This window comes from Rufibacter latericius (assembly GCF_003721515.1).
In the GTDB taxonomy this organism is placed as follows: Bacteria; Bacteroidota; Bacteroidia; order Cytophagales; family Hymenobacteraceae; genus Nibribacter; species Nibribacter latericius.
In genome coordinates, this window is record NZ_RJJD01000008.1 from 362,057 (window position 1) to 388,015 (window position 25,959).

Sequence of the window (25,959 nt, forward strand, 5' to 3'; positions counted from 1 at the left end):
GGCAAAAACGGAGGATCAAAGGGGTAAAGATGCCGAAAACCGACCTGAACTATCTATACTGAGCAAGCCAACCTACACCCGGGAACAGCGGAAGAAACTTTCAACCCGATGACTTGAATTGGGCTTCTGGTAGTTCCTTCCCGTACAAAGATGTATTTTTGCCTGAATTTCATTTTAGTACATGCTTTCTTCCGCTTCTCTCCCCCTTTCAAGAAAAGCCCATCGAATCGCCGTTAGTACGCTGTTCTTTTTGTTGGGTCTTTGTTTTTCCAGTTGGGGATCCCGCATTCCCAGCATCCAACAAAAGCTTCACCTTTCCGAAACCCAACTAGGCGCGGTGCTTTTCGCTCTTCCGGTGGGCCTCATGCTTTCCCTTCCGTTCACCGGCTGGCTTACCTCCAAGATCGGTAGCCGGAAAGTGGTGACCTTTGCCTTGCTCCTGTACAGCTCCACGCTGGTGTTGATTGGGATGAGCCAAAGCATTCTGCATCTGGTCTCGGTGTTGTTCCTCTTCGGGTTTGCCAGCAACATGGCCAATATCTCGGTAAACACTCAGGCGGTGGGTGTGGAGAGCCTGTACAAGAAATCCATCATGGCTTCCTTCCACGGCCTCTGGAGTCTGGCTGGTTTTGCGGGCGCCGCCGTTGGTACCCTTATGATTGGGGCCGATGTAGAACCGTTGGAGCATTTTTTCATCATCATGGCCGTCATCCTGGCTGGAACGGCCATTGCCTATCCTTATACTTTCCCGAAGGACGCCCCAGTACCCGCCGATCAGCCGCTCTTTGTGAAACCAGACAAATCCCTCATGGGCCTGGGCCTGATTGCCTTCTGCTCGCTTATATGCGAAGGCGCCATGTTTGACTGGAGCGGCGTGTATTTCCAGAAAGTAGTGGGCGCCGAGAAAGCCTGGGTTGCCGCCGGCTACACCGCCTTCATGAGCACCATGGCTTTCACCCGCTTCATCGCCGACTGGCTTACCATGAAACTGGGCCTGAAACGTGTTCTGCAGTTCAGCGGCCTCCTAACGGCGATAGGTTTCACGATCTCTGTGGCTTTCCCGAACCTGGTTACGGCTATCATTGGTTTCCTACTGGTAGGCGCAGGTGTATCGGCGGTGGTTCCGTTGGTGTACGGTGTGGCTGGTAAAAGCAAAACCATGGCTCCCAGTATGGCCTTGGCAGCAGTCTCTACCATTGGCTTCGCCGGCTTCCTGGTGGGCCCTCCCCTGATCGGGATGTTGGCGGGTATCAGTAGCCTTCGGCTTTCGTTTGCCACCATTGCCTTGATGGGGATAAGTGTAGCGTTGCTTTCAAGCCGGATTAAAACGGAGGAAGGGTAATGGCTTTGGTCTTATCTAGGCTTTGATAGGGGGAGGAGTTCTTGAGCCTGCTTTCCCTCTTAGGCACTTACAAAGTCCCTCTACTCACCTGCGCCCGCCGTTGTTATTGTTTGTCCCCGTTGTTGGTGTTCTCACCAACGACCTCCTTACTGTTTCTTAAGCGCATGTCCCCCTTTGAAGGGGGTAGGGGGATGACTTTTTCTGCTGATCCTTTTTCATGGTTTAATAATTACCATGGTTCAAGTCTGTGACTTGGACCTACCATGGGCTGAAGTTTGCAAATCAGTGAGGCGATAGCCTCAAACCTCTTTATGGGTCCTGACTTCCTACTTCCTTCCCTACCGAGCCTCAGGGCTGGAGCCGCTTCCTGCTGGGGTTTGTCAGGTTGATCCTTGATGCTCAACCTAACCAAAAGAATCAAGAATTAAAGAAACTGGCTGACGCTCAGACAGTCTTTTCTTCACCTCTTCGTACCACTTGGCTACCTTCCTCTGTTTCATGGTTTACTTATGCCACTGCTCTTAGAAACGGTACTACTTACAATGAGCAATAGGCTAGGTACGCATGCGCCTAGCCTATTGCTCATTGTACGACCTATATGAATTATTGCCTACTTCGCTATGCGAGAACAGAAATCCTTTCCTTGGACAAGTGCAGAATCATTTTTTGCCTGTTTTACTAAAAACAAGCAAGAAGCTGCTTTTCTGGGTTTAATCTTTCAGGTAAGAGCCTTTGTGGGATTTTGTTAGATATTTTCCTTTTTTCACAAGGCAAATACAAGGGCGATTCTGTAGTTTTCACCTGGCATCTGTTTTTGTTTTTACCAATCTTATGAAACGCCGTAAACTGAATTCTTTACTCTTTTCCCTTCTGTTCCTGATGACCTCTGCCACCCTTTGGGCACAAACCCATAAGTTTGACCAATATCCCACTCCGGTGGAAGCCAACCTTTGGACGGAATATTCACCCCAGGGTACTGCGTTCAAGTTGTGGTCGCCGGTGGCAGAGGAAGTGGTAGTGAAGCTGTATGACAAGGGAGATGGTGGATCTGCCCGGGAAGGCTTCCCCATGGTTAAAGGGGAAAAAGGCCTCTGGTCGCTTACGGTGAAGAAGGATCTACAAGGCGTTTATTACACGTACCATGTCAAAGTCAGCGGGCATTGGCTGGACGAAACCCCCGGAATCTATGCTACTGCGGTGGGCGTGAATGGGCATCGGGCAATGGTTCTGGATCTGGCCTCTACCAACCCCGAAGGCTGGAAGCAGGACAAAGGTCCCGTGGTGAAATCGCCAAATGACGTGGTGTTGTGGGAAGCGCATGTACGGGACATCACCACCCATGCTACATCGGGGAGCACGAAACCCGGCAAGTTTCTGGGCATGGTAGAGACGGGTACCAAAAATAAAGAAGGACTGGCCACGGGTATTGACCACATGAAGGAATTGGGCGTGACGCACATCCACCTGCTGCCTGCTTTTGACTACCGGTCTGTAGATGAGGCCAACCTTGCCAAACCCCAATTCAACTGGGGCTACGATCCGCAGAACTACAACGTGCCCGAGGGGTCCTATGCCTCTGACCCTTTCCGGGCCGAGGTGCGGATTAAAGAATTCAAGCAGATGGTAAAGGGCTTCCATGACCAGGGTCTGGGAGTGGTGTTGGACGTGGTGTACAACCATACCGGCCTCACGAAAGGCTCTAACTTCAACCTGGAGTTCCCCGACTATTATTACCGCCAAACCCCCGACGGGAAATACTCAGACGCTTCGGCTTGCGGAAACGAGACCGCCAGCGAACGTGCCATGGCCCGCAAGTTCATCATTGAGTCCTGCAAGTTCTGGGCCCGTGAGTATCACTTGGATGGGTTCCGATTCGATTTGATGGCCATTCATGATCTGGAAACCATGAACCAGCTATCGGCGGAGCTGAAGAAAATCAACCCCAACATTATTATCTACGGAGAAGGCTGGACAGCCGGAAGCAGCCCCCTTCCCGATAATGCAAAAGCCCTGAAAGCCAATACCCATCTTCTTACCCACGTGGCCGCCTTTTCAGACGACATAAGAGATGCCATTAAGGGATCGGTCTTCAATGAGAAGGGAAAAGGATTTGTGAGCGGCGCCAAAGACACCGAGGAAGCCATCAAATTTGGGGTGGTGGGCAGCGTGCCGCATCCGCAGGTTGACATCAAAAAGGTCAATTACTCCAAAGCCTTTTGGGCGCGCGAGCCGTGGCAGGCTGTTTCCTATGTATCGTGCCATGATAACCTCACCTTGTTTGACAAGCTGAAGGCCTCCAACCCTGAGGCCACTTCCAAACAGCTCCAGAGAATGCACCTGCTCTCAAACGCCATCGTGCTTACCTCGCAGGGAACTGCCTTTCTGCACGCGGGCGTAGAAATGTTGCGCACCAAAAACGGCGAACACAACAGCTACAACCTCCCCGATGCCATCAACCAGATCAACTGGAACTGGAAATCGGCTTACCCTGAGGTATTCACTTATTACAAAAACCTTATTGCCCTGCGCAAAGCGCACCCCGCGTTCCGGATGCCTACTGCCCAGCTGGTGACCAAACACCTGGAGTTCAAGACCACCTATCCGGGTCTGGTAGGATATCAGTTGAAAGACCATGCCAACGGTGATTCCTGGAAAAACATTCTGGTGTATTACAATAGCCGCGAAACTGCCGCCGATATTCGGCTGAACGGAGAATGGACAATAGCCGCCGAGGGCGAGACCATTCAACTGGAAGGCGGACGCACCGTGAAAGGCCAGATTGCGGTTCCGCCGGTATCTATGGTGGTGCTGTTCCAGAAATAGGGCAGCGTTCGGTCAGGATTTCTTTCGGGTTGATTTAAGGCCGTTTTTATAAAAAGGAGTTAAAAACAGGCTGGCCTTGGGAAGCGATGTTCCGTTTTTTCAGGTGCATTCTCGCCTTATCAAATCCTGGATTACGACTGATCGGCTTATTTTGTATCTGGGTACTGGTTTTTGCGTTAAAAGCCCTGTATGCAACCCAACGACTATCAGATTAGTGTTACTTCGTTTCCGTTTACGGCTTATTTAAGCCTGAAACCCATCATTTCCTATTGGCAGCGGTTTGAAGACGACTGCAAAAGCAGCTTTATGCTCTGTGCCCAGGAAATCAGCCGGCAGTTGAAAGAGATTCCGGAGATTCTGGAGCCGATCACTGATCTGAACGCCCTGGGTCCGCAGCATACGTGCCTGATTGATCTGCTCATGACGGCCATTTTTCCGCCGGCCACGCATGAATCAGAGGCCAGCGGCGCGGTGGGTCCTCGGTACGATGCCAGTTTCTACTACACGCAGCCTTTCAAGCAGATCATCCTCAACGAGAACAAACACCTCAAACGCCCCCTCAACATTGATGAGCACCGCATGCTTTTCAACCGGGTGCGCATGGTGTACCTCATGATCCTGGAGAAATTCTACCAGGTGCAGGTACCGCACGAGGAGTTCCTGATCTATACCGTTCCTGACTACCAACTGGGCCTGTACCGCCACTACAACGTGGTGCTCAACACCCAGTTTCTGGACATCACGCTCACCCAATCGCTCCCAGAGCTGAGCGAGGAAGATATTCAGACCATGCTGGACAACATCCGGGACATGGACATCTGGATGGAGTTGCTTCCGCCCCAGAATTTTGAGATCAGCGGTTTCTACATCATGAACCTGCTGGACGTCACCGATCAGGAGGTATTGTCTTCCTTGAAAAATGACCTCTTGGAGCGCGACGTGATGTTGGCCCCTGACCGGTTTGAGCAGTTACAGGAAAAAATCAGGGTTCTGTTCAAGCGGCCGCACCTGCAGTTGGGCGTGGCGGCTTTCCATAAAAACAAGAGCGCGTTCGTCAATTTCGGGAACAAGATCAACCACAGCTTTCTGCTGCAGAGCGAGATCACCAGTTCCAGCTACGCCGGTTTTAAGGCCATTTATGACGAACTGGTACGAGACGGTGAGCCGCTGGTCATCAAGAACGTAGAGAATACCGAACATCTTCCCGACGGCGTACGGGAGGAAATGCTGAGCATGGGCATCCGGAACATTGTGCTGGCCTTGCTGCGCTACGGGAATGACCCGATTGGCATTTTGGAGCTTGGTTCTCCCAATCCCGGCGACCTGGACAATTTCTCCATCACCAAAGTAGAGCAGTTTTTGCCGCTTTTCTCAGTGGCGGTGAACCGAAACTCAGAAGAGATTGAGGCGCGGGTTCAGTCGGTGATCAGGGAGAAGTTCACGGCCATCCATCCGGTGCTGGAGTGGCGCTTCCGGGAGGCCGCCATGAACCTGCTGGACAAGATCAACGCCTCTCCCATTGCCCCAAACCCAGAGATGGAAGCCATCATCTTCCCCGATGTCTATCCGCTCTACGCCGTCGCCGATGTGCGAGGTTCTAGTACTGAGCGGAATACTGCCATCTTGGGAGACTTGGTAGAGCACCTGCAACTAGCTGAGCGCATTCTGAAAAAAGCCGTGGAGGTTCACTCTCTGCCCATTCTGGACGAGCTGCGGTTCTCGGTTTCCAAGCACCTGCGGCAACTCAAAAAAGGCGTTTTGATTCAAGACGGCATCACCATCTTTGAGACTTTGCGCACCCAGGTAGAACCCATGTTCCAGTTTCTGGAGGTCACCCATCCTGAGTTGGTGGCGCACATCCAAGACTATCGCAACGCCATGGACCCCACCTTGGGCATTCTGTACAAACGCCGCAAGGCCTTCGAGGAAAGCCTCACGCTCATCAACGAGACCATCTCTGAGTACGTGGAGCAGGAAGAACTGAACGCCCAGCAGATGTACCCGCATTACTTTGAGCGTTTTGTGACCGATGGCGTGGAGTTCAACATCTATGTGGGACAGTCTTTGGTAGAAAACCAGCCCTTTGACCTGATGTTTCTCCGGAACCTGCGTCTCTGGCAACTGATGGTGATTTGTGAAGTAGCTCAGCGCACCCATGCTCTCAAGCCCAAATTGAAAGTACCTCTGGAAACTACCCAGCTGATTTTGATACACAGCCAGCCGTTGGCCATTAGGTTCCGGCAAGACGAGCGCAAGTTCGATGTAGACGGCGCCTATAACATCCGCTACGAGATCGTGAAGAAGCGCATTGACAAAGCCTTGGTGCGGGACACCGAGGAACGCCTCACCCAACCCGGAAAAATAGCCATTGTCTACTCCCAAGTCCGCGAAGCCAACGAGTACCTGGAATATATTGAATACCTCCAGAACAAAGGCATCTTAACCGAACACGTGGAACAACTGGAAGTGGAAGACCTGCAAGGCGTTAGTGGCCTCAAAGCTTTGCGGGTGCAGATCAAGGTTTAGAGGAGAGGTTGGGTTCGCTTCAAATTCTTCGGCCTGTTTTTGGCCTGAAATACAGAGAGGACCCCTAAAACGAAAAGAACTGCTCCGGTAAAGAGCTATTACTTTTCGTTTTCGGGGTCCTTTCTGAATACTAAGGTAAAAAGGATTTACCTGGAAAGCAGCTTATACCAGTCCTGGCACTTCCACTACTTCGTTTACGTCGGTTCCGTATTCTACGCCTTCCACTTCAAACCCGAACAGGTTGAAGAAATCGGTGCGGTAGCCGGCCAGGTCACCAATCTCAGAAAGGTTCTCAGTGGTGGCTTGCTCCCAAAGAGTGGCTACTTCGGCCTGTACATCGTCACGCATCTCCCAGTCATCAATCCTGATTCTGCCTTTCTCGTCTACGGGAACTTCTGAACCGGTGTACAGTCTTTCCTGGTACAGGCGCTGAATCTGCTCAATAGTACCTTCGTGGATTCCTTTGGCTTTCATCACCTTGTACAGCAAGGAGATATACAAGGGAATAACCGGAATGGCCGAGCTGGCTTGGGTCACCAAGGCCTTGTTCACAGAAACGTAGGCTTTTCCGTTCAGGTCCTTCAGGGTATCGGTGATGGTGAAGGCGGTGGCCTCCAGGTGGTCTTTGGCGCGCCCGATGGTGCCTTTGCGGTACACCGCCTCCGTAAGAGCCGGCCCAATGTACGAGTACGCTACGGTGGTTGCGCCCGGAGCCAATAAATTGGCGGCTTTCAGGGCATCGATCCACATGGCCCAATCTTCGCCGCCCATTACGGCCACGGTATTTTCAATGTCTTCTTCAGAGGCCGGGGTGATGCTTACCTCGGTCACGTTGCCGGTATGGAAATCAACGGTTTTGTTTGAGAACGTTTGCCCAATGGGTTTCAGCACGGAGTTATGGATGACCCCGGTTTTTGGGTGCACACGGCGCGGCGATGCCAGGCTATAGATCACCAAGTCTACCTGACCCAGATCGGTTTTGATGAGGTCCAGCGTTTTCTGCTTGATTTCGTCAGAGAAGGCATCGCCGTTAATGCTTTTGGCATACAGCCCGGCCTCATGCGCCTGTTTCTCAAAAGCGGCAGTGTTGTACCAGCCCGGCGAACCCGGTTTCCCCTCGGCCGATGGTTTCTCAAAGTACACCCCAATGGTGGCGGCGTTTGACCCAAAGGCACTGGTGATTCTGGAAGCCAGCCCAAAACCGGTGGAGGCACCTATCACCAAAACCTTCTTTGGTCCGTCAATAGTACCCTTAGATTTCACATAGTTGATCTGGTTCACTACATTCTGCTCGCATCCTTTAGGATGGGAGGTCAGGCAGATAAAGCCGCGTACTCTGGGCGTAATAATCATATGATGCGTTTTTGACAGATAACTCTGTACAGGTGTAAGGTCAGTTTCAGGCGTAAATTTGTCATTTTTATTTCAAAATACATCAGAAAGACTTCTCTGGTGCCCGCTTCCTTCTTCTTCCGGCCGAATTTTTCTTTTAGAAGCGCATCAAAGCTCAGCCCTCTATTTGCTTTTCCACTTTCCGGCCCAGCCGTTGCTGCAGTTTGTTCAGCAGGAAAATAGCGATGATAAGCCAGAAGATGCCTGCCGCCCACCCGGCCAGCACATCTGAGGCATAGTGCACGTTGAGGTACACCCGGCTGAAGCCGATGAGCAGAATCCAGATTCCCAGCAGAATGCTCAGCACCCACCGAAGCCAAACCTGCCGCACATTGGTCCAGACCAGGTACACGATCAACCCCCAGAACGCGCCACCAATCATGGCATGGCCGCTGGGAAAACTGTTGCCATTCACCTGCATGAAAGCGGTATCGGGCCGAGGGCGGGCAAAGAAGAGTTTCATGCTTTGGTTGAAGAGCGTGGTAGTAGCCGAGATGGCAATGATCTTGAGCGAGTAAAACCGCCATTTTCTGAAAACCAGGAACAAAAGCGCCAATCCCAGCGACCCGAAAATGAGGAAGTTCTTGGACCCGAAGAAGGTGATGAAATACATGGCATCGGTGGTCTCGGGGTCGGTGATGTCCCCGGCGAAAGCGAAAGCCGCTTGGTCCAGTTCTTTCTCCTGCTCTATAAACACCACCGTAGCCATCCAAAAAAACAAGAGCACTGACCCCACAAACACCAGCCACGCAATCACCACCTGCAGCGTGATGACGGTGAGCACCGCCCCTGCTTTTTTGCCGCTATCTTCCACTTTCTCCTGCATAGGCAATCCTGTTGGTTCAGGCTTTCTACGCAAGACCTACCTCACTCAGATACATAAAGGTGTGTCCTTCGGAAAGCCGCGGCCGTAAAATCCGTCCCTCTGCCCTGCTTCGTATATGGAACATGCTGTATCTCCTGGGCTTTCTTTACTTAGATTTCGCCGATCGGGCCGACTATCTCCTGACGCATGGCCGGCATCTGGCCAGCCGTACCGAAGCCGAGTTTGAAGTGCAACTCTATTGGACTCCAAATTTCTTTGCCGAGGTCCACTTCTCACCAGCCAGAAACCGAAACGAGAAAATCACCGCCCTCACCGAGGAGCCCTTCTTTGATCTCTATCTGGAGCAGATCAGCTTGCCTCATTTGTTGATTAGCTAAGAAGTCAATTCCTAAAGACTAGCGTAAGGAAGTTACAGAAAGACTTTGTTTTGAATGGGGATTTTCATCTTGCTTTTAGCCTGAAATCAGAATATTTGCTCAAAAGAGCAAGCCTGGGAAAGAACCTTCTTTGTGAAAGGTTTCCTATCTTAGTAAAAACTAAACTATATGAGAAAATTGATACTCGTTTTACTAGCCCTCACCATTTCTTACGGAGGGATGGCCCAGGCTACCCTAGCTTTAGCCACAAAGCCTACTGTTACCCCTCAAAGCATCAATTTGTCATTACCCTCCCTCCCTCAGGAGACTAACCCCTATACCTATAAAAAAAGAGCAGACAGGTTTTTGTTGGTGGGCTTAGGCTTGAACATTGCCAGTGCGGGATACTACCTGATGGCTCCGGGGCTTTACAAAAAGCCTTATGACCCCACGTTAGAATATAGATATGCCCTAGAGGCCGCTGCCAGAACCGACCCTGCGGCCTTTCAGCAACTAAGCAACGAGTATAAACAGGCAATGGTGGTTTACCATCAAAAGTCTGGTGAACGAGATAAAAAGGTAAGAAATGCCCGGGCAGCTTTTGCTTCGGCTTTCACCCTGGGGATGGCGTTTGATGTAGCGGCCATCTTTACGTTCAAAAAAGGAAGGCAGTAGATTTTGCCCTATTTTCTCAAAACCAGCCCCAAAACACCATTGCAGACTACCTATAACAAAAAAGCGGTATACATGGGTTAAAACTTAAAATAGAAGAAGTATTGGACAAAAGGATTCAAAAATTCATTTAGTGGAACACTAGGATAGTAGTGCGTACATTTGCCGCAAAATCGCCCACTAAGAATTTAGATTAAATGAAGAAATTCTACTCACTCCTATTACTTCTTGCAGTAGCAAAAGCGTCCTTTGGCCAGGATAGCCCATTCACCCCAAAGACCTATTTCGGCATCAAGGGAGGCTTTACCAAGTTTTCGGTGTCTGGCACTGAAGTAGATCTACACAGAAGCGGTGGAGATGACTTTGTCCCGCATAAAGACTATACTTTAGGGGTGGTCCTTGGGACTGACCTAAGCAAGGCCTTTCAATTGAAGTTTGAGGCGAATCGCATAGTAAAGGGAGCCGACCATGTGGGGAGTTCTTTCTATGAGAATAAGCCAAAGACAGTGACCTACCTCCAAATACCTGCTCTGGTTGGCTACAAGCTACCCCTTGCCTCTAATGTAAGATTGATTGTGGAAGGAGGTTTGGCCTTAAACGCTGCGATAGTGCCCGTCAAATACAACCAAAACAACTACGAGCCAGGCACAATCATAGAAACTCCTGGGCTAATGGCCTCCCCTGTAGGAGGTGCCGAGCTAGGCTTTTACTTCAATAACGCCTACTTATTTGTGAATTATCGCCGTGATATTGACAGTCAGAAGTATTTTCAGAGAAGGAATGGCACTTACTACCTTCAACATGCAGGAGGTAACTCCTTGACTTTTGGCTTGATGTTCAGAACAAACAAAGGTTCTCTCAAATAAGGACAAGCTCAGTAGAAATCACTTATTATTCTATTATAGAATTAAAGGAGAGTTGCCGGCTTTCCTTTTTTATTTTCCACACCTTATATTGATTGCCAATTTTGTCTTGAATCTATTCCCAAAGGGATCAAACCTGAATCAAGCCCAAAAGCGAAGCGATTCATCTTTGACGGGCTCACTTTATTTATAAGATGAATATCATTCATGGGTTTTGACACGGTCCATCAGCGTCCGGTTGGCTTGTTTAGGCTGGTATTTACAAAAAACTCTGTCACTAATGAAAAGACCATTTCCCTTATTACTGCTACTTTTACTAATATTCTCCAGCTGCGGTGACGATGAGGATGAAGTAACCTTGGCAGATGTAAAAGCCATGCTGCAGGGGGAATGGAGTATCACCGACGTAAAGACCGAAGAGTTTAACCATGACAAATTACTTTTGCACACCTCCTCCACCAATGCTCTCTTTGGCCATACTAGGTTATTATTCTCAGAGGATTCTCTCACTTTCAGTCTTTTCAATATGCCTGATGGCACCCCATTCTTCGCAACAACTGAAGGATTACAACTAAGGGAGTCAGCAGATAAGAAGTATCTATACATCCGTGGAATGTGGTATGAGGTGCTTCGATTGGAGCGGAGCACCCTGGAGTTGGTTTTCAGATCCGAAGTGCAGCACCTTGGCAATAATAACCTACGGGAACAAACAACTACCTACAGGAAGTACTACCGATAACTCCATACAAAATTCATTGAAAAGACTTCTCTCCTTCCTCTTCCTGCTCCTGCCTATCCTTGTGGCGGTGCAGACAGTGAAATTTAAACACACTGGAAAAGCGCCAAAAGCGTCAAGGGAGGATCTACAGGTATTAGCAGACGATTTTGTACAGAACTACTATAAAGCCCTTCAAGGACACCAGAAAAATACGTCTGAGGGGGAGGTGGTAGTCCGCAATGCAATCCAAAAAATCACCGTAGAAAGCAATGGAATGTTTAAGCCCGTGTTGTTTGAGTACGACTTGAAGATCAGCCTGCAGGAAGGAAGATATAGCGCGGAAGTGACCAATACCACCTTTACCATGGGCAACCAACCCATTCCTGGCGAAAGGTTTTTGGGTCCAACACCTCCAGATGACAAAAAGGATGATGTAGAGTTTCTAAGCACCATGTCTAGTTACCAGCAGCAGACACGGGCTTTCGTTGAATCGCTATTCAAGGAATTAGACAAGGTACTGAAATCAAAATAATCCATCATCGGTTCGGCCCCTCCACTTCCTTTATTTATCGGTTAACTTCAGGCGTACCTTTATCTTTTTTGATTCTGCATGCCGGCTAAAGATTTGTATATAGTCATTCGGTTTTGCAGGTTGTATTTCACAGGCCTATTTTGATTGCCAACCCTCGCTAACAAAAATGAAGAAACTGCTTCTCTCCCTTCTTTTGATTCCACTGCTGTTCGGGTGCCAAGAGGACTCACCCGTGGACCCTGAAGGGCCCTGTCATATCAGTTCCATCTCTTACCCCAACTCTTCCGTGCCCCATTCTTACGGTTACGCCTTCAATGAGCGGGAGCAGCTTGAAAGGATTAACGTCAACTCAGTAGACTCGTTGGGAAAGCCCTTTTCTTATGGAATCTCGCTGGCCTATGACAGCGAAGGCCGGTTGGCTAGGGAAGAGTCCAATGATGTCTCCTGGGAGAACACGTATGATGACAAAGGCTTTCTGGTTAGGCAAACCAAGAGCGTCAACACACCCTCAGGCAAGCAGACGTTTATCTACCTTCACAGCTATCATGTCCCTACCGGGAGACTCTTCCTCACCTCCATTCATACCGAAGACATGTCCTATGCTCTGTCCATTTCAACCTATGACTACAGCCAGGACGGATTGTACCAGATCATAAAAACAACCTATGCTGAGGAGGGCGAGTTACCTGATCCATCCAAGAAGTACGTAGATAGCGTCTATGTCACTTTTGACGGAAAGAAAAACCCTTTTCCAGCCTTACCCATCATGTCATTGGGTGGACACCCCGGGTACGTTGACCAACTCCCGCCCATTCTCTCCGCAGGGAACATCACCCGCTACAAAATAACCAGAAGGTTTGAGTTCGGATCCAGCTTTTCTGACTACTTCATCCGCTACAACTACAATGAAGAAGGGTACCCGATAGAATCCTCCATAGTCCTGCCGGGCGACTTCCTCCTCCCTGCCACAAAACGCATCTACTCCTATTCCTGTAAGTAACGTTGAAAAGGATTATAAGTAACTGGAAGAGTAGATGATAGTACCTTTTCCGCTTGGACCCATGCTGCCAACCCTAAAATTACCCATATACCAAAAGAAAAAGGCCTTGCAACTTTTCAGTTACAAGGCCTTTCTAGTGATGTGCGCAGGGGGAGATTCGAACTCCCACACCCGAAGGCGCTGCCGCCTGAAGACAGTGCGTCTACCAATTTCGCCACCTGCGCATCAATGCCCCCTTCTTGCGATAGGGTGCACAAAAGTATTTACTTTTTCGGTAACTGCAATAGCCTTGCAGAAAATTTTTTGCCTGTGTTTTTTGGCCACTTTCCAAAACAAACCTGCTTTAGGAGACTACCTGCCCCTCTCCTTTCACCACGGGGTTCAGGTTCCGTTTAGAGAATTTCTCCATGCGGTTCAAGACAAAGAGGGCTAGGATTACCCAACCCAGCCCAGCCGCGAGTCCGGCTAACACGTCGGTGGCGTAGTGCACGTGCAGGTAGACCCTGCTAAACCCGATGAACAAAATCAGCAGTGACAGCAGGGTGATCAGGAGAAAGCGCCAGGGCGTTTCTTCTACGCTTTTCCAGACCAGGTAAATCAGCAGGCCATAAAAAGAAGCGCTGATCATGGCGTGGCCGCTAGGGAAACTGAGACCGTAGGAATCTACCAGGTGCGGCACTAAGGGCCTGGGCCGGTTGAACAGATACTTCAAAATCAAGTTCAAAGTGATACTACCCACGGCAATCACCGGCACTTTGAGCGAGTACCATTTGTGCTTTTTCACGAAAAGAAAATACCCGATCAGCATCAGACCCGCCCCCGAGATGAAATTACGCGAGGCCAGGAACGTAATGCCTTTGATAAACTCCGTCAGGGTGGGATTGGCCCGTTCATCGGCCCAGGCAAACGCCCGGCTGTCAAACTTGAGCTCACGGCCCGGCAGCACCTCCTTGGCCAGCCAGAAAAATAGCACCAGGCAAAGAATGAAGGCTGTCCACGTCACCACTAACTCCACCGTGAACAAAGCAGTAGAGGCTACGAATTTCCGAAATCTTTTTTTCATAGGGTCAAGATCAGGAGCCCCGTCGTTTTAGGCATATTCCTTGAAAAGGGCTCTTAAACTGAAAGATTCTTAAAGTACGTATCTGGCCCGGCTCGTGTTGGGAGTAGCCCGCCGGCAACCCATTTCCCTAAAAGCAGTATCATGCTCATAGGCCGAAAACAAACCGTATGAAACCAGACGAACTGACCCAGCTCATCATGAAACTGAAAGACAAAGACCTGTCACTGGCTTTCGCCGAAAGCTGCACCGGCGGAAGCCTAGCCTCGGCGTTGAGTGAGGCCACCGGCACCACCGATGTCTTTCTGGGCAGCATGGTCACCTACAGCGCCGTCGCCAAAACCAAAGTACTGGGCGTAAAAACCGAGACCCTGAAACTCTACACCGCCGAGAGCCAGCAAGTCACAAACGAAATGGTACAGGGCCTCCACAAACTCCTGAAAGCCGATGTCTGCGTGGCGGTAACCGGGCTTTTCGGGGCGGGTGGCTCAGAGAACGCGGAGAAACCCATCGGGACAACCTTTATCTCCATCCTGTTCAAAGACAAAGTGGAAGAATACCGCCAGGTCTTCAAAGGCGATGCCCAGAAAATGCGGGAACAGACCGAGGATTTCATCTTCAACAAACTCAGCGAAACCGTAGACCGCCACTTTCAGCACTAAGCGCGAGTTTTGGATTCAAAGGCCCTGCCCTTCAAGGCTTATAACAATCGAAAACGTTTAGAGCCTGCTTTTGGGAAACCTGCCCTGAAACGACTTTCTGCCGCTTTCTTGTTTACTAGAGGGGACAAATGGCTTGGGGTTACCTTTTCCCAACAGCATGCGTTTTTGCCGTACTTTCGCGAAAACAGCCTCTAACTAGAAAGACCAAATCGCGCATGCCGTCCTCCACTGTCCCTGATTTCAACTCCATCGCGCCGGTGTATGACCTAATGGCGAAGCTGGTGTTTGGAAAGGCGCAGCAGCAGGCACAGGCGCATTTTCTTTCCCTCGTACCTGCCAATGCACGGGTTTTGATTTTAGGCGGCGGCAGCGGCTGGATTCTCCCCGAACTATTGCGCCAGAGCAATCCGGGGTACGTGCTGTACCTGGAACCCTCCCCAAAAATGGTGGGGAAAGCACAAGACAGGCTCGCCAAAGTAGCCACCGAAACAGAAGTGGAATTCAGGTTAGGGACCGAGAAAGACCTGTTGCCGCACGAAACGTTTCACGTGGTACTCACCCCTTTTGTGCTGGATTTATTTTCCCCTGATCAGGCCTTAGGCATGATGCAGCGGCTTTCCCAAGCCCTACTTCCCGGTGGCCTTTGGTTGCACACCGATTTTTGCACCCCTAAAACGCAGCCGCTTTGGCAGAAGCTGTTGCTGTGGGGCATGTACCGGTTTTTCAGGGTAGTCAGCCACATCTCCGCCCGCGGCCTACCTCCGTTTGAGGCCTTGTTTCAGGAAATCGGCTATAAAACGCGGCATGATGCTTTCTTTTACGCAGGCTTTATTCGGGCGCAGGTTTTGCAGAAATCGGGAATTCCGCCACAAGGAACTAATTGGGCGTGATAGGAAAGTTTTTGGCTTTCGTGTGTATCTTGGGGGTTGAAACCTCCCACTCCATGAAGAAAACCCTCTTCACAGCTTTGGCCTTGGCGGCCTTGGCTTTTACGACTCCCGCTGTGGCGCAACAGAGCGTCAACTACCAGGTCTCTTTTGAAAATGCCGTCCACCACGAGGCCACCATCACTGCCACCTTCAAAGGCGTGACCTCCCCGGTGTTGGAAGTGCGAATGGCCCGTTCCTCCCCCGGCCGCTATGCCTTGCATGAGTTCGCCAAAAACGTGTACAACGTGCAGGTAACCGATGGACAAGGCCGCACTCTGGCTGTGAATCGGCCTAATCTGCACCAATGGAATGCCTCGGGTCATGACGGAACCGTGACCGTGAAATACACTTTGTTCGCCGATCACCCTGATGGCACCTACGCCGGGGTTAGCCCCAGTCACGCCCACCTGAACGCACCGGCCACCTTTATGTACGCCAATGGCCTGGAGAAAGCCCCCATACAAGTGAAATTCACGCCACCGGCTGGCCAAAACTGGACTGCCGCTACGCAATTAAAGCCCGAGACTGCGCCACTCACCTTCTCAGCCCCCGATTTCCAGTACCTCATGGACAGCCCCACTGAATTGGCCGATTTGAAATGGCGCGAGTGGACCATACAGGAAAAAGGACGCACCCAAAAGATAAAGATAGGCCTGCACCACAAAGGCACCGAGCAGCAACTAGACGAGTATACCCAGAAAGCCAAACGCATTGTACAGGAAGCCCAAGCCGTGTTTGGCGAACTTCCGGCCTTTGACTTCGGGGAATACACGTTTATCGCCTGCTACCTGCCCGGCACCCCTGGCGATGGCATGGAACACCGCAACTCCACGGTCATCACCAGCTCGCGCCCACTGGAAACCGGCATGAATCCCAACCTGAGCACGCTGTCACACGAGTTTTTCCACGCCTGGAACGTGGAGCGCATCCGCCCAAAGAGCCTGGAGCCCTTCAATTTCGCTGATGCCAACATGAGCGGTGAATTGTGGCTGGCCGAAGGGTTTACCAGTTATTATGGTTCTTTGCTGATGGAAAGAGCGGGGGTTACCTCCCAAGCCGATTACCTGCAGAATGCGGGTTATCCCATCCTGTCGGTAATGGTATCACCGGGCAAGGACTATTTCTCTCCGGTGGAAATGAGCCAGCAGGCGCCCTTCGTTGATGCCTCCCGGTCCGTGGACCCTACCAACCGTACCAACACCTATATCTCTTATTACACCTACGGAAACGCCATTGCCATCGGGCTGGACTTCACCCTGCGCACCAAGTTCAAGAACCTGACCTTGGATGACTACATGCGCCTGCTCTGGCAACGCCACGGCAAACCCGAGAAACCTTACACCCTTCCCGAACTGGAAAAAGCCCTGGCTGACCTGACCAAAGACGCCGCTTTCGCCCAGGATTTCTTTAAACGGCACATTCATGGAAAAGAAATGATCCCGTATGAAGCCCTCGCCAAACAAATGGGATTGGCTTTGCAGCCTTCCAAAGATGCGGTTCTGGGTTGGGAAGGACTTAAGTTCCAGAACGACCAGGCCACCATTGCCCAAGGCACTTTCTCCAACAGCCCGCTCTACAAAGTAGGCCTGGACCGTGACGATGTGCTTCTTACCCTAAACGGCCAAAAACTTTCCAGCCAGAAAACGTTAGATAGCCTTTTAACCAATCACAAACCCGGCGATCAGGTGCAACTGGAGGTATTACAGCAGGGAACGAAGAAAACCGTACCGCTTACCCTTGCCCGAGACCCACAGGTAGAGTTAGTGCCGCTGGAGAAAACAGGCCAGTCAATCTCAAAAGACGCTAAAGCCCGCAGAGAAGCCTGGTTAAGCAAGCAAAGCAAAGGGTAAAAGCAATGTACTTGTATTGTCAATCAATCCTTTAGTATTGCCATTCAACCTTTTATTCTTTTTGTCATCCTGAAAGGATCTTATGAGCGAACAAAAAAAGCCTGCAGTTACCGCAACTACCGTTCGCCCACAAGATCTTTCCAAGATGACAAATTAGGAGTAACAAGTAGGAAGATGGAGAGATAATCAGAGTAACAGAAGGGGAGTCAAGGTTGGACAAAACAGGGTTAACCAAGATGATAAAACTGGAATATGAGCAATTTTATGCGCAATTTGAAGGTAGCATCAATGCCAAAACGTTCATCTACCTGGCTCACCCTTACAAAAAGGATCAACCTGTTTTAAGAGTCCACCTATTTTAACCTCGGTTTTCAGAAAACAACGCCAAAACAGAAAGAAGTAAACTATTGACCGGGGTTCCTACGTTAATCAAAGCAAATACTGTTATCTTAGTAGTGCCTCTAAAAACCTTCAGCGGTACCCTTTCTATATACAAGATGTCAAACAAACTTTTCATACAAACCTTCTTTCTCTTACTGGTGTGGACCGTAGCGGTACTCCCAGGACAGGCGCAGGACATTACCAATACTCCCTCCTCGGATTCCCTGAAAGCGGCGGCTCCCTTTGTGCCTCGGGTTAGCTACGGTTTGAACGCTGGGGCGGGGTTCAGCAATCTGGGATCAGTCTCTTACGTGGAGCCTCGGGTGCAGTACTCCGTGACGCCCCGGTTCAGCGTTTTCAGCAGCCTGACCATGTTGCAGACCTGGGGCGGACCTACGTTCAGAACTTCTACCGGCGAAGGCACCTCTACCTTAATGACGGCTGCCCCTGATCGACAGTACTTGTTGCACGTGGGCGGTTCCTACGCCATGAGCGAAAAACTTTTACTAAGCGGTAGTGTCTGGAAAGACCTGAACCCATCGGTGAGCAACAGGATGAACTACAACCCGTTTACCTACGGGCGGCTTCCAAACCAAGGCTTCCAGTTTCAGGCCCAGTACCAGGTTGCTCCAAACTTCACCGTTTCCGGAGGGGTACGCTACAGCAACGGTGCTAACCAGAACTATGGCTATGGCGGGTACCCGGGCGCCGGTTTCGGCTCTCCGTGGGGTTATTAGTTGGGAGGCTAATTCCTTCTCAAACACAAAGAAGCCTTTCTCACCTGGTTGGGGAAGGCTTCTTTGTGTTCAATCAAAAAGTGTGGGTCGGTTCTTTCAACTACGCCCAATACTTTTTTAGTTATATTTGCCCTTACACCTAACTCAAAACCCTTCGCCATCACTCATGTCGTCAACGCTTATACTGGGTATCATCGCGGCTTATTTCTGTATTCTCATTTTCATCTCGTTTCTAACAAGTAAAAAAGGAGAATCTACGGATAGCTTCTTTTTGGCCAACAGGCAGTCGCCGTGGTACGTGGTGGCCTTCGGGATGATCGGGACATCCCTTTCCGGGGTAACGTTTATCTCGGTGCCGGGCATGGTGGAAAACGCGCAGTTCTCTTATCTGCAGCTGATTCTAGGCAACATGCTGGGCTACTTTGTGGTGGCTTTGGTGCTGATGCCGCTGTATTACCGCCTGAACCTGGTGTCTATCTATACCTACCTGGAGCAGCGTTTCGGCTACTGGTCCTATAAAACAGGAGCCGGGTTCTTCTTGCTTTCCAGAACGTTAGGGGCTGCCCTGCGCCTGTATCTGGTGACCGGGGTGCTGCAGTTAGCCGTGTTCGATAATTTGGGCGTGCCGTTTGAGGTTACTGTGATCATCACTATTGGGCTGATCTGGGTGTACACCTTCCGGGGCGGTATGAAGACCATCATCTGGACCGATACTTTCCAGACTCTGGCCATGCTCATCTGCGTGGGCATTACCATCATCACCATCTCGCAGGATCTGAACCTTTCCTTTGACGGCATGGTGAACACCATCAGTGAAAGTAAGTTCTCGCAGGTGTTCTTCTGGGACGTGAAAGATCCGCGCTATTTCTTCAAGCAGTTCTTCTCTGGTTTCTTTATTTCCATTGTGATGGTGGGGCTGGACCAGGACATGATGCAGAAGAACCTGAGCTGCAAAAACCTGAAGGAAGCGCAGAAAAACATGTTTTCCTTTACCGTGATCATCCTTTTTGTGAACATCCTGTTCCTGAGTCTGGGTGCCTTGTTGTACCTATATGGTGAAGCAAACGGCATTGGTCTTCCTGAGAAAGGCGATAACGTGTTCCCGTTCCTGGCGTTGAATTACTTCTCGGCGTTCATGGGTATTGTGTTCATTCTGGGCATCACGGCCATTACGTACGCCTCGGCTGACTCAGCGTTAACGGCGCTCACCACCTCTTTCTGCGTGGATTTCCTGGACTTCAAAAACAAACCCGAGGAACAGCGTATCCGGCTGAAGAACTGGGTGCACCTGGGCTTTTCGGTGACCATGGCCATCGTGATTGTCATCTTTAAGATTGTGAACGACGAGAGCGTGGTGCAGGCCGTATTCAAGGTGGCCGGCTACACCTACGGACCATTGCTGGGGCTTTATTCCTTCGGGGTATTCACCAACCGTCCGGTGCGCGACAGCCTGGTTCCTTTGATCTGCGTGTTGGCGCCCATCCTTACCTACATTATCAGCCTTAATTCCGTGGATTGGTTCTGGGGCTATGAATTCGGGTTCGAGGTCCTCATTCTGAACGGTTTCCTGACGTTTATGGGACTTTATTCTGTGTCCAGAAAGAGAACTGAGTTTGTAGACGTAACCGAGAGCTATTAATAACAAAAAGCTATCCTTTTTATCCCCTGCGCTTTCGGCCTGATTTTGTTAAATCAGGCCGAAAGCGCAGGGGTCTTTCGTTTAACCCGATTCTGGACATCGGCCTTGAGGCTGTTTTTCCAAACCACCCTTAAAACGAATTTGCTTCGATGTATTTTTGCAACCTCGGTTTCATCGACTGAACACCGCTCATCTTACCTTTAATTCTTTCAAGTGTCTCCTCTTCTGATCCTCGGCATTATTGCCGCATACTTCTGTCTTCTTTTAGCGGTTTCCTTTGCCACCAGCAAGAAAGGGGAATCTACGGCCAGTTTCTTTTTGGCTAACCGGGCTTCTCCCTGGTACGTGGTGGCGTTTGGCATGATCGGGACCACGCTCTCGGGTATTACGTTCGTGTCTATTCCGGGCATGGTGGAGAAGTCTGGGTTCACGTACCTGCAGATGGTGCTGGGTTACGCGCTGGGGTACCTGGTCATCGGGTTGGTTTTGCTGCCGCTGTATTATCGCCTGAATTTGGTTTCTATCTACACCTACCTGGAGCAGCGGCTGGGCTTTTGGTCCTATAAAACAGGCAGTGCCTTCTTTTTACTTTCCCGCACGCTTAGCGCGGCTTTACGGCTTTACCTGGTGGCCGGCGTGTTGCAGTTGGCGGTTTTCGGGCCGTTAGGTGTTCCGTTTGCGGGAACCGTGGGTATCACCATCGGGCTCATTTGGGTATACACGTTCAGGGGCGGCATGAAAACCATCATCTGGACCGATACCCTGCAGACCTTAGCCATGCTTTTGTGTCTGGGCATCTGCATCTGGGTGGTGTCTCAGGAACTGGCCCTTTCCTTCTCCGGTATGGTGGACACCATTGCCCAGAGCCGCTATGCCCAAGTCTGGGAATGGGACGCCAAAGCCCCTAATTTTCTGTTGAAGCAGCTTTTGGCCGGGGCGTTCATCACCATCGCCATGACAGGGCTGGACCAGGACATGATGCAGAAAAACCTGAGCTGCCGTAACCTGCCCGAGGCCCAGAAAAACATGTTCTGGTTTACGGTCATCCTTATAGTGGTGAATCTGCTGTTCCTTTGCCTGGGGGCTTTGCTGTACCTGTACGCCAGCGAAAAGGGGATTCTACTGCCCACTAAAGGAGACGATGTTTTCCCGGAACTAGCGCTGCATCACTTCCCGGCGATAGCCGGTGTGGCGTTCCTGTTAGGTATCACCGCCATTACCTACGCCTCGGCAGACTCGGCGCTTACGGCCCTTACTACCGCCTTCTGTGTAGACTTCCTTGATTTCAAAAATAAGCCCGAAACCCAACGTATCCGGTACCGCAACTGGGTGCACCTGGGTTTCTCGGTGTTGCTCATGGTGGTGATTCTGCTCTTCAGGCTCTACAACGACGAAAGCATCATTGCCACGCTCTTCACCTTGGTGGGGTATACCTACGGACCATTGCTGGGCATGTACAGCTTCGGTCTGCTGACCAAACGGACCGTGCGTGACCGGGTAGTTCCCTTTTTGGGAGTGCTGTCGCCGGTGCTCACCTACATCCTCAGCACTAACTCGCAGGAGTGGTTCTGGGGCTACCAGTTTGGGTTTGAGGTACTGCTCCTGAATGGCCTGCTCATGTTCCTGGGTTTATGGTTGGCCTCCAACAGAAAAACCCTTTAAACGGCCCTTCGTTCGCCTTATTATTGCCTGCGGATGTCCGGCTTATTCTCTACCTTTGCGGGTTGCTTTCTCTGATTAAGCGGATTTGTTCCTGTTTTCGGCCTACTTTTTTAAAACGAAGTATAATACGGAAATACTTAGTCTGGAAAGCGTTCCTGATGTTACCCAACGGTGGCAAATTTTTACTAAACCAGTAATTACTACATGGCAAAACGAGGATTCGGGCCGGGAGCGGCAGCCGAACTTGAAACAGAAGGCAAAGCCAAACTGAACAAAGAGAGCTTACGGCGCGGCCTTCAAATATTCAGATTTCTTCTTCCTTATAAAACCAAGTTCTACATAGGCTTGGGGTTCCTGCTGTTCTCCAGCCTTACCTTCATGGCTTTTCCGGCCGTAACCGGCATGCTGCTTGATGCGGCCGTAGGCAAACCGAACGCTTTTTTCCAGGACATAGATTACATTGCGCTGCTGTTGTTTGGCGTGATTGCCCTGCAGGGAATTTTCTCTTTCTTCCGGGTTTATTTCTTTGCTCAGGTCAGCGAGAATGCCATCGCAGACATCCGGCAAAGTCTCTACACCCAGTTCATGGGCCTGCCCCTCACCTTCTTTGAGCAACGCCGCGTGGGCGAGATCACCAGCCGCATCACCTCAGACGTGAGTTATATCCAAGATGGGTTCTCCATCACCTTGGCCGAGCTTTTCCGGCAGGTGACCACGTTGCTGGTGGGGATTGGGTTCATCATGTTCATTTCGGTGAAATTGTCGTTGTTTATGCTGGCCACGTTTCCGGTGCTGGTCATTTTGGCTATGGTTTTCGGAAAACGGCTTAAAAAACTGTCGCGCAAAACCCAGGATGAGTTGGCCATCACCAACGTGATTGTGGAGGAGACATTGCAGGCCATACAAGTGGTGAAAGCCTTCACAAACGAGCTCTTTGAGATCAACCGCTACAAACAGGCCCTAGGAAGATCAGTAAAAACGGCTATTACTACCTCCTTTTACCGGGGCGCTTTTATCTCCTTTATCATCATCGGGCTTTTTGGCGGGATCATTCTGGTGATCTGGTACGGGGCTACGCTGGTGCAACGCGGCGAACTTTCCTTCGGTGAACTGACCTCCTTTATTCTGTACACTACCTTCATTGGGGCCTCGGTGGCAGGTTTGGGTGATCTATACGCTAAAATTCAGGTTTCTATTGGTGCCTCAGACCGTATTCTGGAGATCCTGGACCAACCGGTAGAACAAACCGATCTTGGAAACCCGACTGCTCCGGCCGTTCGGTTCAAAGGAAATGTGCGGTATGACCATGTAGGCTTCTCCTACCCTACGCGCCCTGACCTTCCGGTATTGCAGAACATCCATTTCAACATCAAAGCCGGTGAGAAGATTGCGTTGGTAGGCCCCAGCGGCGCCGGGAAATCTACGATTGCTCAGTTGCTCATGAAGTTCTACAGGATAGAGCAAGGCAGCATTTACGTGGATGACCAGAACATCAACCAATTCCACCTGCATGATCTGCGCGGAAACCTGGGTATTGTTCCCCAAGAAGTTTTGCTTTTTGGTGGCACCATCCGCGAAAACATCGCCTACGGCAAGCCAGACGCCACCGATGAGGAAGTACACATAGCAGCCCAGAAAGCCAACGCCCTCCAGTTCATCCAATCTTTTCCTGAGGCGTTTAGCACCGTCGTGGGTGAGCGTGGTATCAAATTATCTGGTGGGCAACGCCAGCGGATCGCTATTGCCCGCGCCATCCTGAAAGACCCCGCCATCCTTATTCTGGATGAAGCCACCAGCTCTCTCGATTCTGAATCTGAGATGCTGGTGCAGGAAGCCATGGATGAGCTCATGAAGAACCGCACCACCATCATCATTGCCCACCGCCTGGCTACTATCAGAAAAGTAGACAAGATTTTGGTTATTGACCAAGGCCAGATTGTGGAGCAGGGCTCACATGACGAACTCGCCAATAACCCGGAGGGTATCTACGCCAATCTGCTGAAGCTTCAGTTTGATGTGCATTAAGAAGGCAGCTTTCTAAAAGCCAGAGCTGATTAGCTTTCCTTATTAAAAATAGAATGCCTGCCCAGTCTGTGAAGATACAGACTGGGCAGGCATTCTATTTTTACCCTCTCCTTGTCCTTACTCGACCAACCGATTACTTCAGGTCTTAAATACCAGGTTTAAGGCTTCCACAAAATACCCATACTACAATCTTCTGTAGTACTTTTTCACCTCCTGGGTAAGTAGTCAGTTTTCCCCCGACTACAGGTTGTGAATGCTGCGGGTGCTTAATCCATTAAAGGTTTAAAGGCCTTCTAGCACCATTTTACGAGTTGCTCTTAATGATGTACAAGGCTTACCCAAATCAATGTTTAGGGCTTGTTTTTGGAAAAAGCCTACTAAAACAAGAAACCGATTCCTTAACAAAACTTCTTTGACTAAAGAGGAAAGGCAGCAGGACCTCGTGTACAACCTTCGGGACGGAGCAAAAAAAAGCTCTGGCAGTTATCTGCCAGAGCTTTTAAAATTCAGGCTTGACGCCTAAAATCTTACTTAGTTTTTATCCCAGAAGATTCTTGAAGTAACGGTATTACCACCAATGGCAGCAGAGGCTGCATTAGCGTTATCTCCGTTACTGTTGAATTCAGTTGTTGGGTACGTTAACCGAAGTGGAATTTCACTGATAGCAGTCGCTGGTTTCACCAGGCTTGGTGCATCTAGTCTTCTCCACTCTTTCCAAGCCTCTACAGGATTGTTGTAAAGAGCTAACCATTTCTGAACTCCAATCTTTTGTTTGAAGTCACCGGCAGCGGTTGCATAGGCAACACCTGGTTGCGCAATATACGCTGAAGCTTCTGCTTCAGTTCCTCCCCACTCGGTGATGGAGGCTGTAATACCTGCATTATAGTGTGCCTCAGCAGTTCCACCTACGGCAAATCCTCTCTCAACTGCTTCCGCTAATAAGAATTCAACTTCTGCATATGACAAAAGCATACCTGGGTTAGTTGGGCTTTCAAGGATAGCACCTGGCGCCGAGTTAGTAGCAGCCGAGTTCAACGTTCCTTGGGTTCCACCTTTGAAAGTCCCATTTTCCAATGGTTTGAAGTACTCATTGATTCTTGGATCACTAAGTGCATTCATTCTATCAATGATGGTATTGCCACCCACGAAATCTACACGACCGCTCAAAATCAAGTCTGAGTGAACAGGGTTGTTGTTAGGCGTAGCAGATAAATAGGTAATGTCTGCGCTTTGAGCATTTGACTTAATCACGTTAGCGGCAGCAGCTTCTACCATAGCTTTCGCTTTGGCAGGATCTACATCGGCTAGGGTCATGCCTAGTCTCAGTTTCAAAGAATTAGCAAAGGCTACCCAGTTAGGAACATTGCCATTGTAGATCAAATCTGCGGTTCCTAAACCATTGGCATTAGCGTCAAACATGCCAATGGCTTTGTCTAAACGCACCACTAGATCAGCGTAGATAGCAGCATCATCATCATACTTAGGAAGCACCTTAGTAATATCCAGGGCCTCTGAGTAAGGAACATCACCAAACGTGTTCACCAACACAGACCAGGCATACACTTCCAATACCTCAATAGAAGCTAATTGATTCGCTTTTACCTTAGGATCCAGTAGGTTGTTAGCCGTGATGATAGTCTTGGCTTCTTTCAGGTCACGTAACACGTCACGGTAGAAAGGATCCCAGAAGTTTCTATCAATTTGTCTGGTGGCAATCACAAACTGACTTTCGTCTGGGTAGGTGGTTGCTGCCCAATACTGTGCGTAAAACCGGAAAGGGTTGTTATTCACACTTGAGCTGGTAATGATGTTAGATAAGCTACGCTCTGCACTGGTCACCAGGGTTGCACCTGGTACCTCAGTAGCGGCTTTGGTATTTATATTATAATCATCTAAGCTATCTACGCACGAGCTTGTGAATAGCAAAGCTGGAATGCAGAAATATAGTATTCTTTTCATTTGCT

General features: G+C 50.1%; 20 protein-coding genes and 1 tRNA gene. 16 read left to right on the forward strand and 5 right to left on the reverse strand.

The genetic code is table 11. The features are described 5' to 3' along the window. Window positions 1-181 precede the first annotated feature (181 nt). From EFB08_RS13565 to EFB08_RS13575, 3 genes are all read left to right on the forward strand, one after another. Window positions 182-1,342 (forward strand): MFS transporter, encoded by a 1,161-nt coding sequence (locus EFB08_RS13565; protein WP_123127494.1) that lies wholly within the window; start codon window positions 182-184, stop codon window positions 1,340-1,342. 831 nt (window positions 1,343-2,173) lie between these two features. Further along, window positions 2,174-4,165, forward strand: a complete 1,992-nt coding sequence (gene pulA, locus EFB08_RS13570) for a type I pullulanase (protein ID WP_123127495.1) — start codon at window positions 2,174-2,176, stop codon at window positions 4,163-4,165. Between the two features lie 189 nt (window positions 4,166-4,354). Beyond that, a complete protein-coding gene (locus tag EFB08_RS13575) occupies window positions 4,355-6,691 on the forward strand; it encodes a GAF domain-containing protein (RefSeq protein ID WP_123127496.1) in 2,337 nt (778 codons plus the stop codon). Window positions 6,692-6,853: 162 nt separating this feature from the next. Here the strand turns inward: EFB08_RS13575 and fabV are convergent, their stop codons facing one another. Beyond that, a complete protein-coding gene (gene fabV, locus EFB08_RS13580) occupies window positions 6,854-8,044 on the reverse strand; it encodes an enoyl-ACP reductase FabV (RefSeq protein ID WP_123127497.1) in 1,191 nt (396 codons plus the stop codon). A gap of 154 nt (window positions 8,045-8,198) precedes the next feature. Beyond that, window positions 8,199-8,909, reverse strand: coding sequence for a phosphatase PAP2 family protein (locus EFB08_RS13585; protein WP_123127498.1), 711 nt, complete (start codon window positions 8,907-8,909; stop codon window positions 8,199-8,201). 122 nt (window positions 8,910-9,031) lie between these two features. Here EFB08_RS13585 and EFB08_RS13590 point away from each other — a divergent pair, with 122 nt between their 5' ends. The 6 genes from EFB08_RS13590 (at window position 9,032) to EFB08_RS13610 (ending at window position 13,050) form a co-directional block, all read left to right on the forward strand. After that, the gene (locus EFB08_RS13590) at window positions 9,032-9,286 is read left to right on the forward strand and encodes a hypothetical protein (RefSeq protein WP_123127499.1); all 255 of its coding nucleotides are present in this window, start codon (window positions 9,032-9,034) and stop codon (window positions 9,284-9,286) included. 168 nt (window positions 9,287-9,454) lie between these two features. Beyond that, complete coding sequence (locus EFB08_RS13595; protein ID WP_123127500.1) at window positions 9,455-9,940, forward strand: hypothetical protein; 486 nt, start codon at window positions 9,455-9,457, stop codon at window positions 9,938-9,940. A gap of 194 nt (window positions 9,941-10,134) precedes the next feature. Then, window positions 10,135-10,803: an outer membrane beta-barrel protein gene (locus tag EFB08_RS13600; RefSeq protein ID WP_123127501.1), complete on the forward strand. Its 669-nt coding sequence runs from the start codon at window positions 10,135-10,137 to the stop codon at window positions 10,801-10,803. 277 nt (window positions 10,804-11,080) lie between these two features. Next, window positions 11,081-11,539 (forward strand): hypothetical protein, encoded by a 459-nt coding sequence (locus tag EFB08_RS23525; protein ID WP_165864893.1) that lies wholly within the window; start codon window positions 11,081-11,083, stop codon window positions 11,537-11,539. Further along, a complete protein-coding gene (locus EFB08_RS13605) occupies window positions 11,484-12,050 on the forward strand; it encodes a DUF4468 domain-containing protein (RefSeq protein WP_165864894.1) in 567 nt (188 codons plus the stop codon). Before EFB08_RS23525 ends, EFB08_RS13605 begins: the two co-directional genes overlap by 56 nt. Window positions 12,051-12,216: 166 nt before the next feature. After that, window positions 12,217-13,050 carry a hypothetical protein gene (locus EFB08_RS13610; RefSeq protein WP_123127503.1) on the forward strand — a complete coding sequence of 278 codons (834 nt, stop codon included), beginning with the start codon at window positions 12,217-12,219 and terminating at the stop codon, window positions 13,048-13,050. Between the two features lie 142 nt (window positions 13,051-13,192). Here EFB08_RS13610 and EFB08_RS13615 read toward each other — a convergent pair. Both EFB08_RS13615 and EFB08_RS13620 read right to left on the reverse strand, forming a co-directional pair. Next, window positions 13,193-13,274 (reverse strand) — tRNA-Leu (locus EFB08_RS13615). A gap of 119 nt (window positions 13,275-13,393) precedes the next feature. Further along, window positions 13,394-14,113 (reverse strand): phosphatase PAP2 family protein, encoded by a 720-nt coding sequence (locus EFB08_RS13620; RefSeq protein WP_123127504.1) that lies wholly within the window; start codon window positions 14,111-14,113, stop codon window positions 13,394-13,396. A gap of 167 nt (window positions 14,114-14,280) precedes the next feature. Between EFB08_RS13620 and EFB08_RS13625 the strand changes: the two genes are divergently transcribed. The 7 genes from EFB08_RS13625 (at window position 14,281) to EFB08_RS13655 (ending at window position 23,995) form a co-directional block, all read left to right on the forward strand. Beyond that, window positions 14,281-14,772 carry a CinA family protein gene (locus EFB08_RS13625; protein WP_123127505.1) on the forward strand — a complete coding sequence of 164 codons (492 nt, stop codon included), beginning with the start codon at window positions 14,281-14,283 and terminating at the stop codon, window positions 14,770-14,772. Between the two features lie 215 nt (window positions 14,773-14,987). Then, window positions 14,988-15,662, forward strand: coding sequence for a class I SAM-dependent methyltransferase (locus EFB08_RS13630; protein WP_165864895.1), 675 nt, complete (start codon window positions 14,988-14,990; stop codon window positions 15,660-15,662). A gap of 53 nt (window positions 15,663-15,715) precedes the next feature. Beyond that, entirely contained in the window at window positions 15,716-17,551 is a 1,836-nt protein-coding gene (locus EFB08_RS13635) for a M61 family metallopeptidase (RefSeq protein ID WP_123127953.1), read from the forward strand. Window positions 17,552-18,048: 497 nt separating this feature from the next. Beyond that, a complete protein-coding gene (locus EFB08_RS13640) occupies window positions 18,049-18,669 on the forward strand; it encodes a hypothetical protein (protein WP_123127507.1) in 621 nt (206 codons plus the stop codon). 166 nt (window positions 18,670-18,835) lie between these two features. After that, entirely contained in the window at window positions 18,836-20,308 is a 1,473-nt protein-coding gene (locus EFB08_RS13645; protein WP_123127508.1) for a sodium:solute symporter, read from the forward strand. 213 nt (window positions 20,309-20,521) lie between these two features. Beyond that, entirely contained in the window at window positions 20,522-21,970 is a 1,449-nt protein-coding gene (locus EFB08_RS13650; RefSeq protein WP_123127509.1) for a sodium:solute symporter, read from the forward strand. Between the two features lie 204 nt (window positions 21,971-22,174). Next, window positions 22,175-23,995: an ABC transporter ATP-binding protein gene (locus EFB08_RS13655; protein WP_123127510.1), complete on the forward strand. Its 1,821-nt coding sequence runs from the start codon at window positions 22,175-22,177 to the stop codon at window positions 23,993-23,995. A 531-nt stretch (window positions 23,996-24,526) separates the two neighbouring features. On the opposite strand, the gene EFB08_RS13660 is transcribed toward EFB08_RS13655, so the two are convergent. After that, on the reverse strand, window positions 24,527-25,954 hold the full coding sequence (locus tag EFB08_RS13660; protein WP_123127511.1) for a SusD/RagB family nutrient-binding outer membrane lipoprotein: 1,428 nt from the start codon (window positions 25,952-25,954) through the stop codon (window positions 24,527-24,529). Window positions 25,955-25,959: the final 5 nt, after the last annotated feature.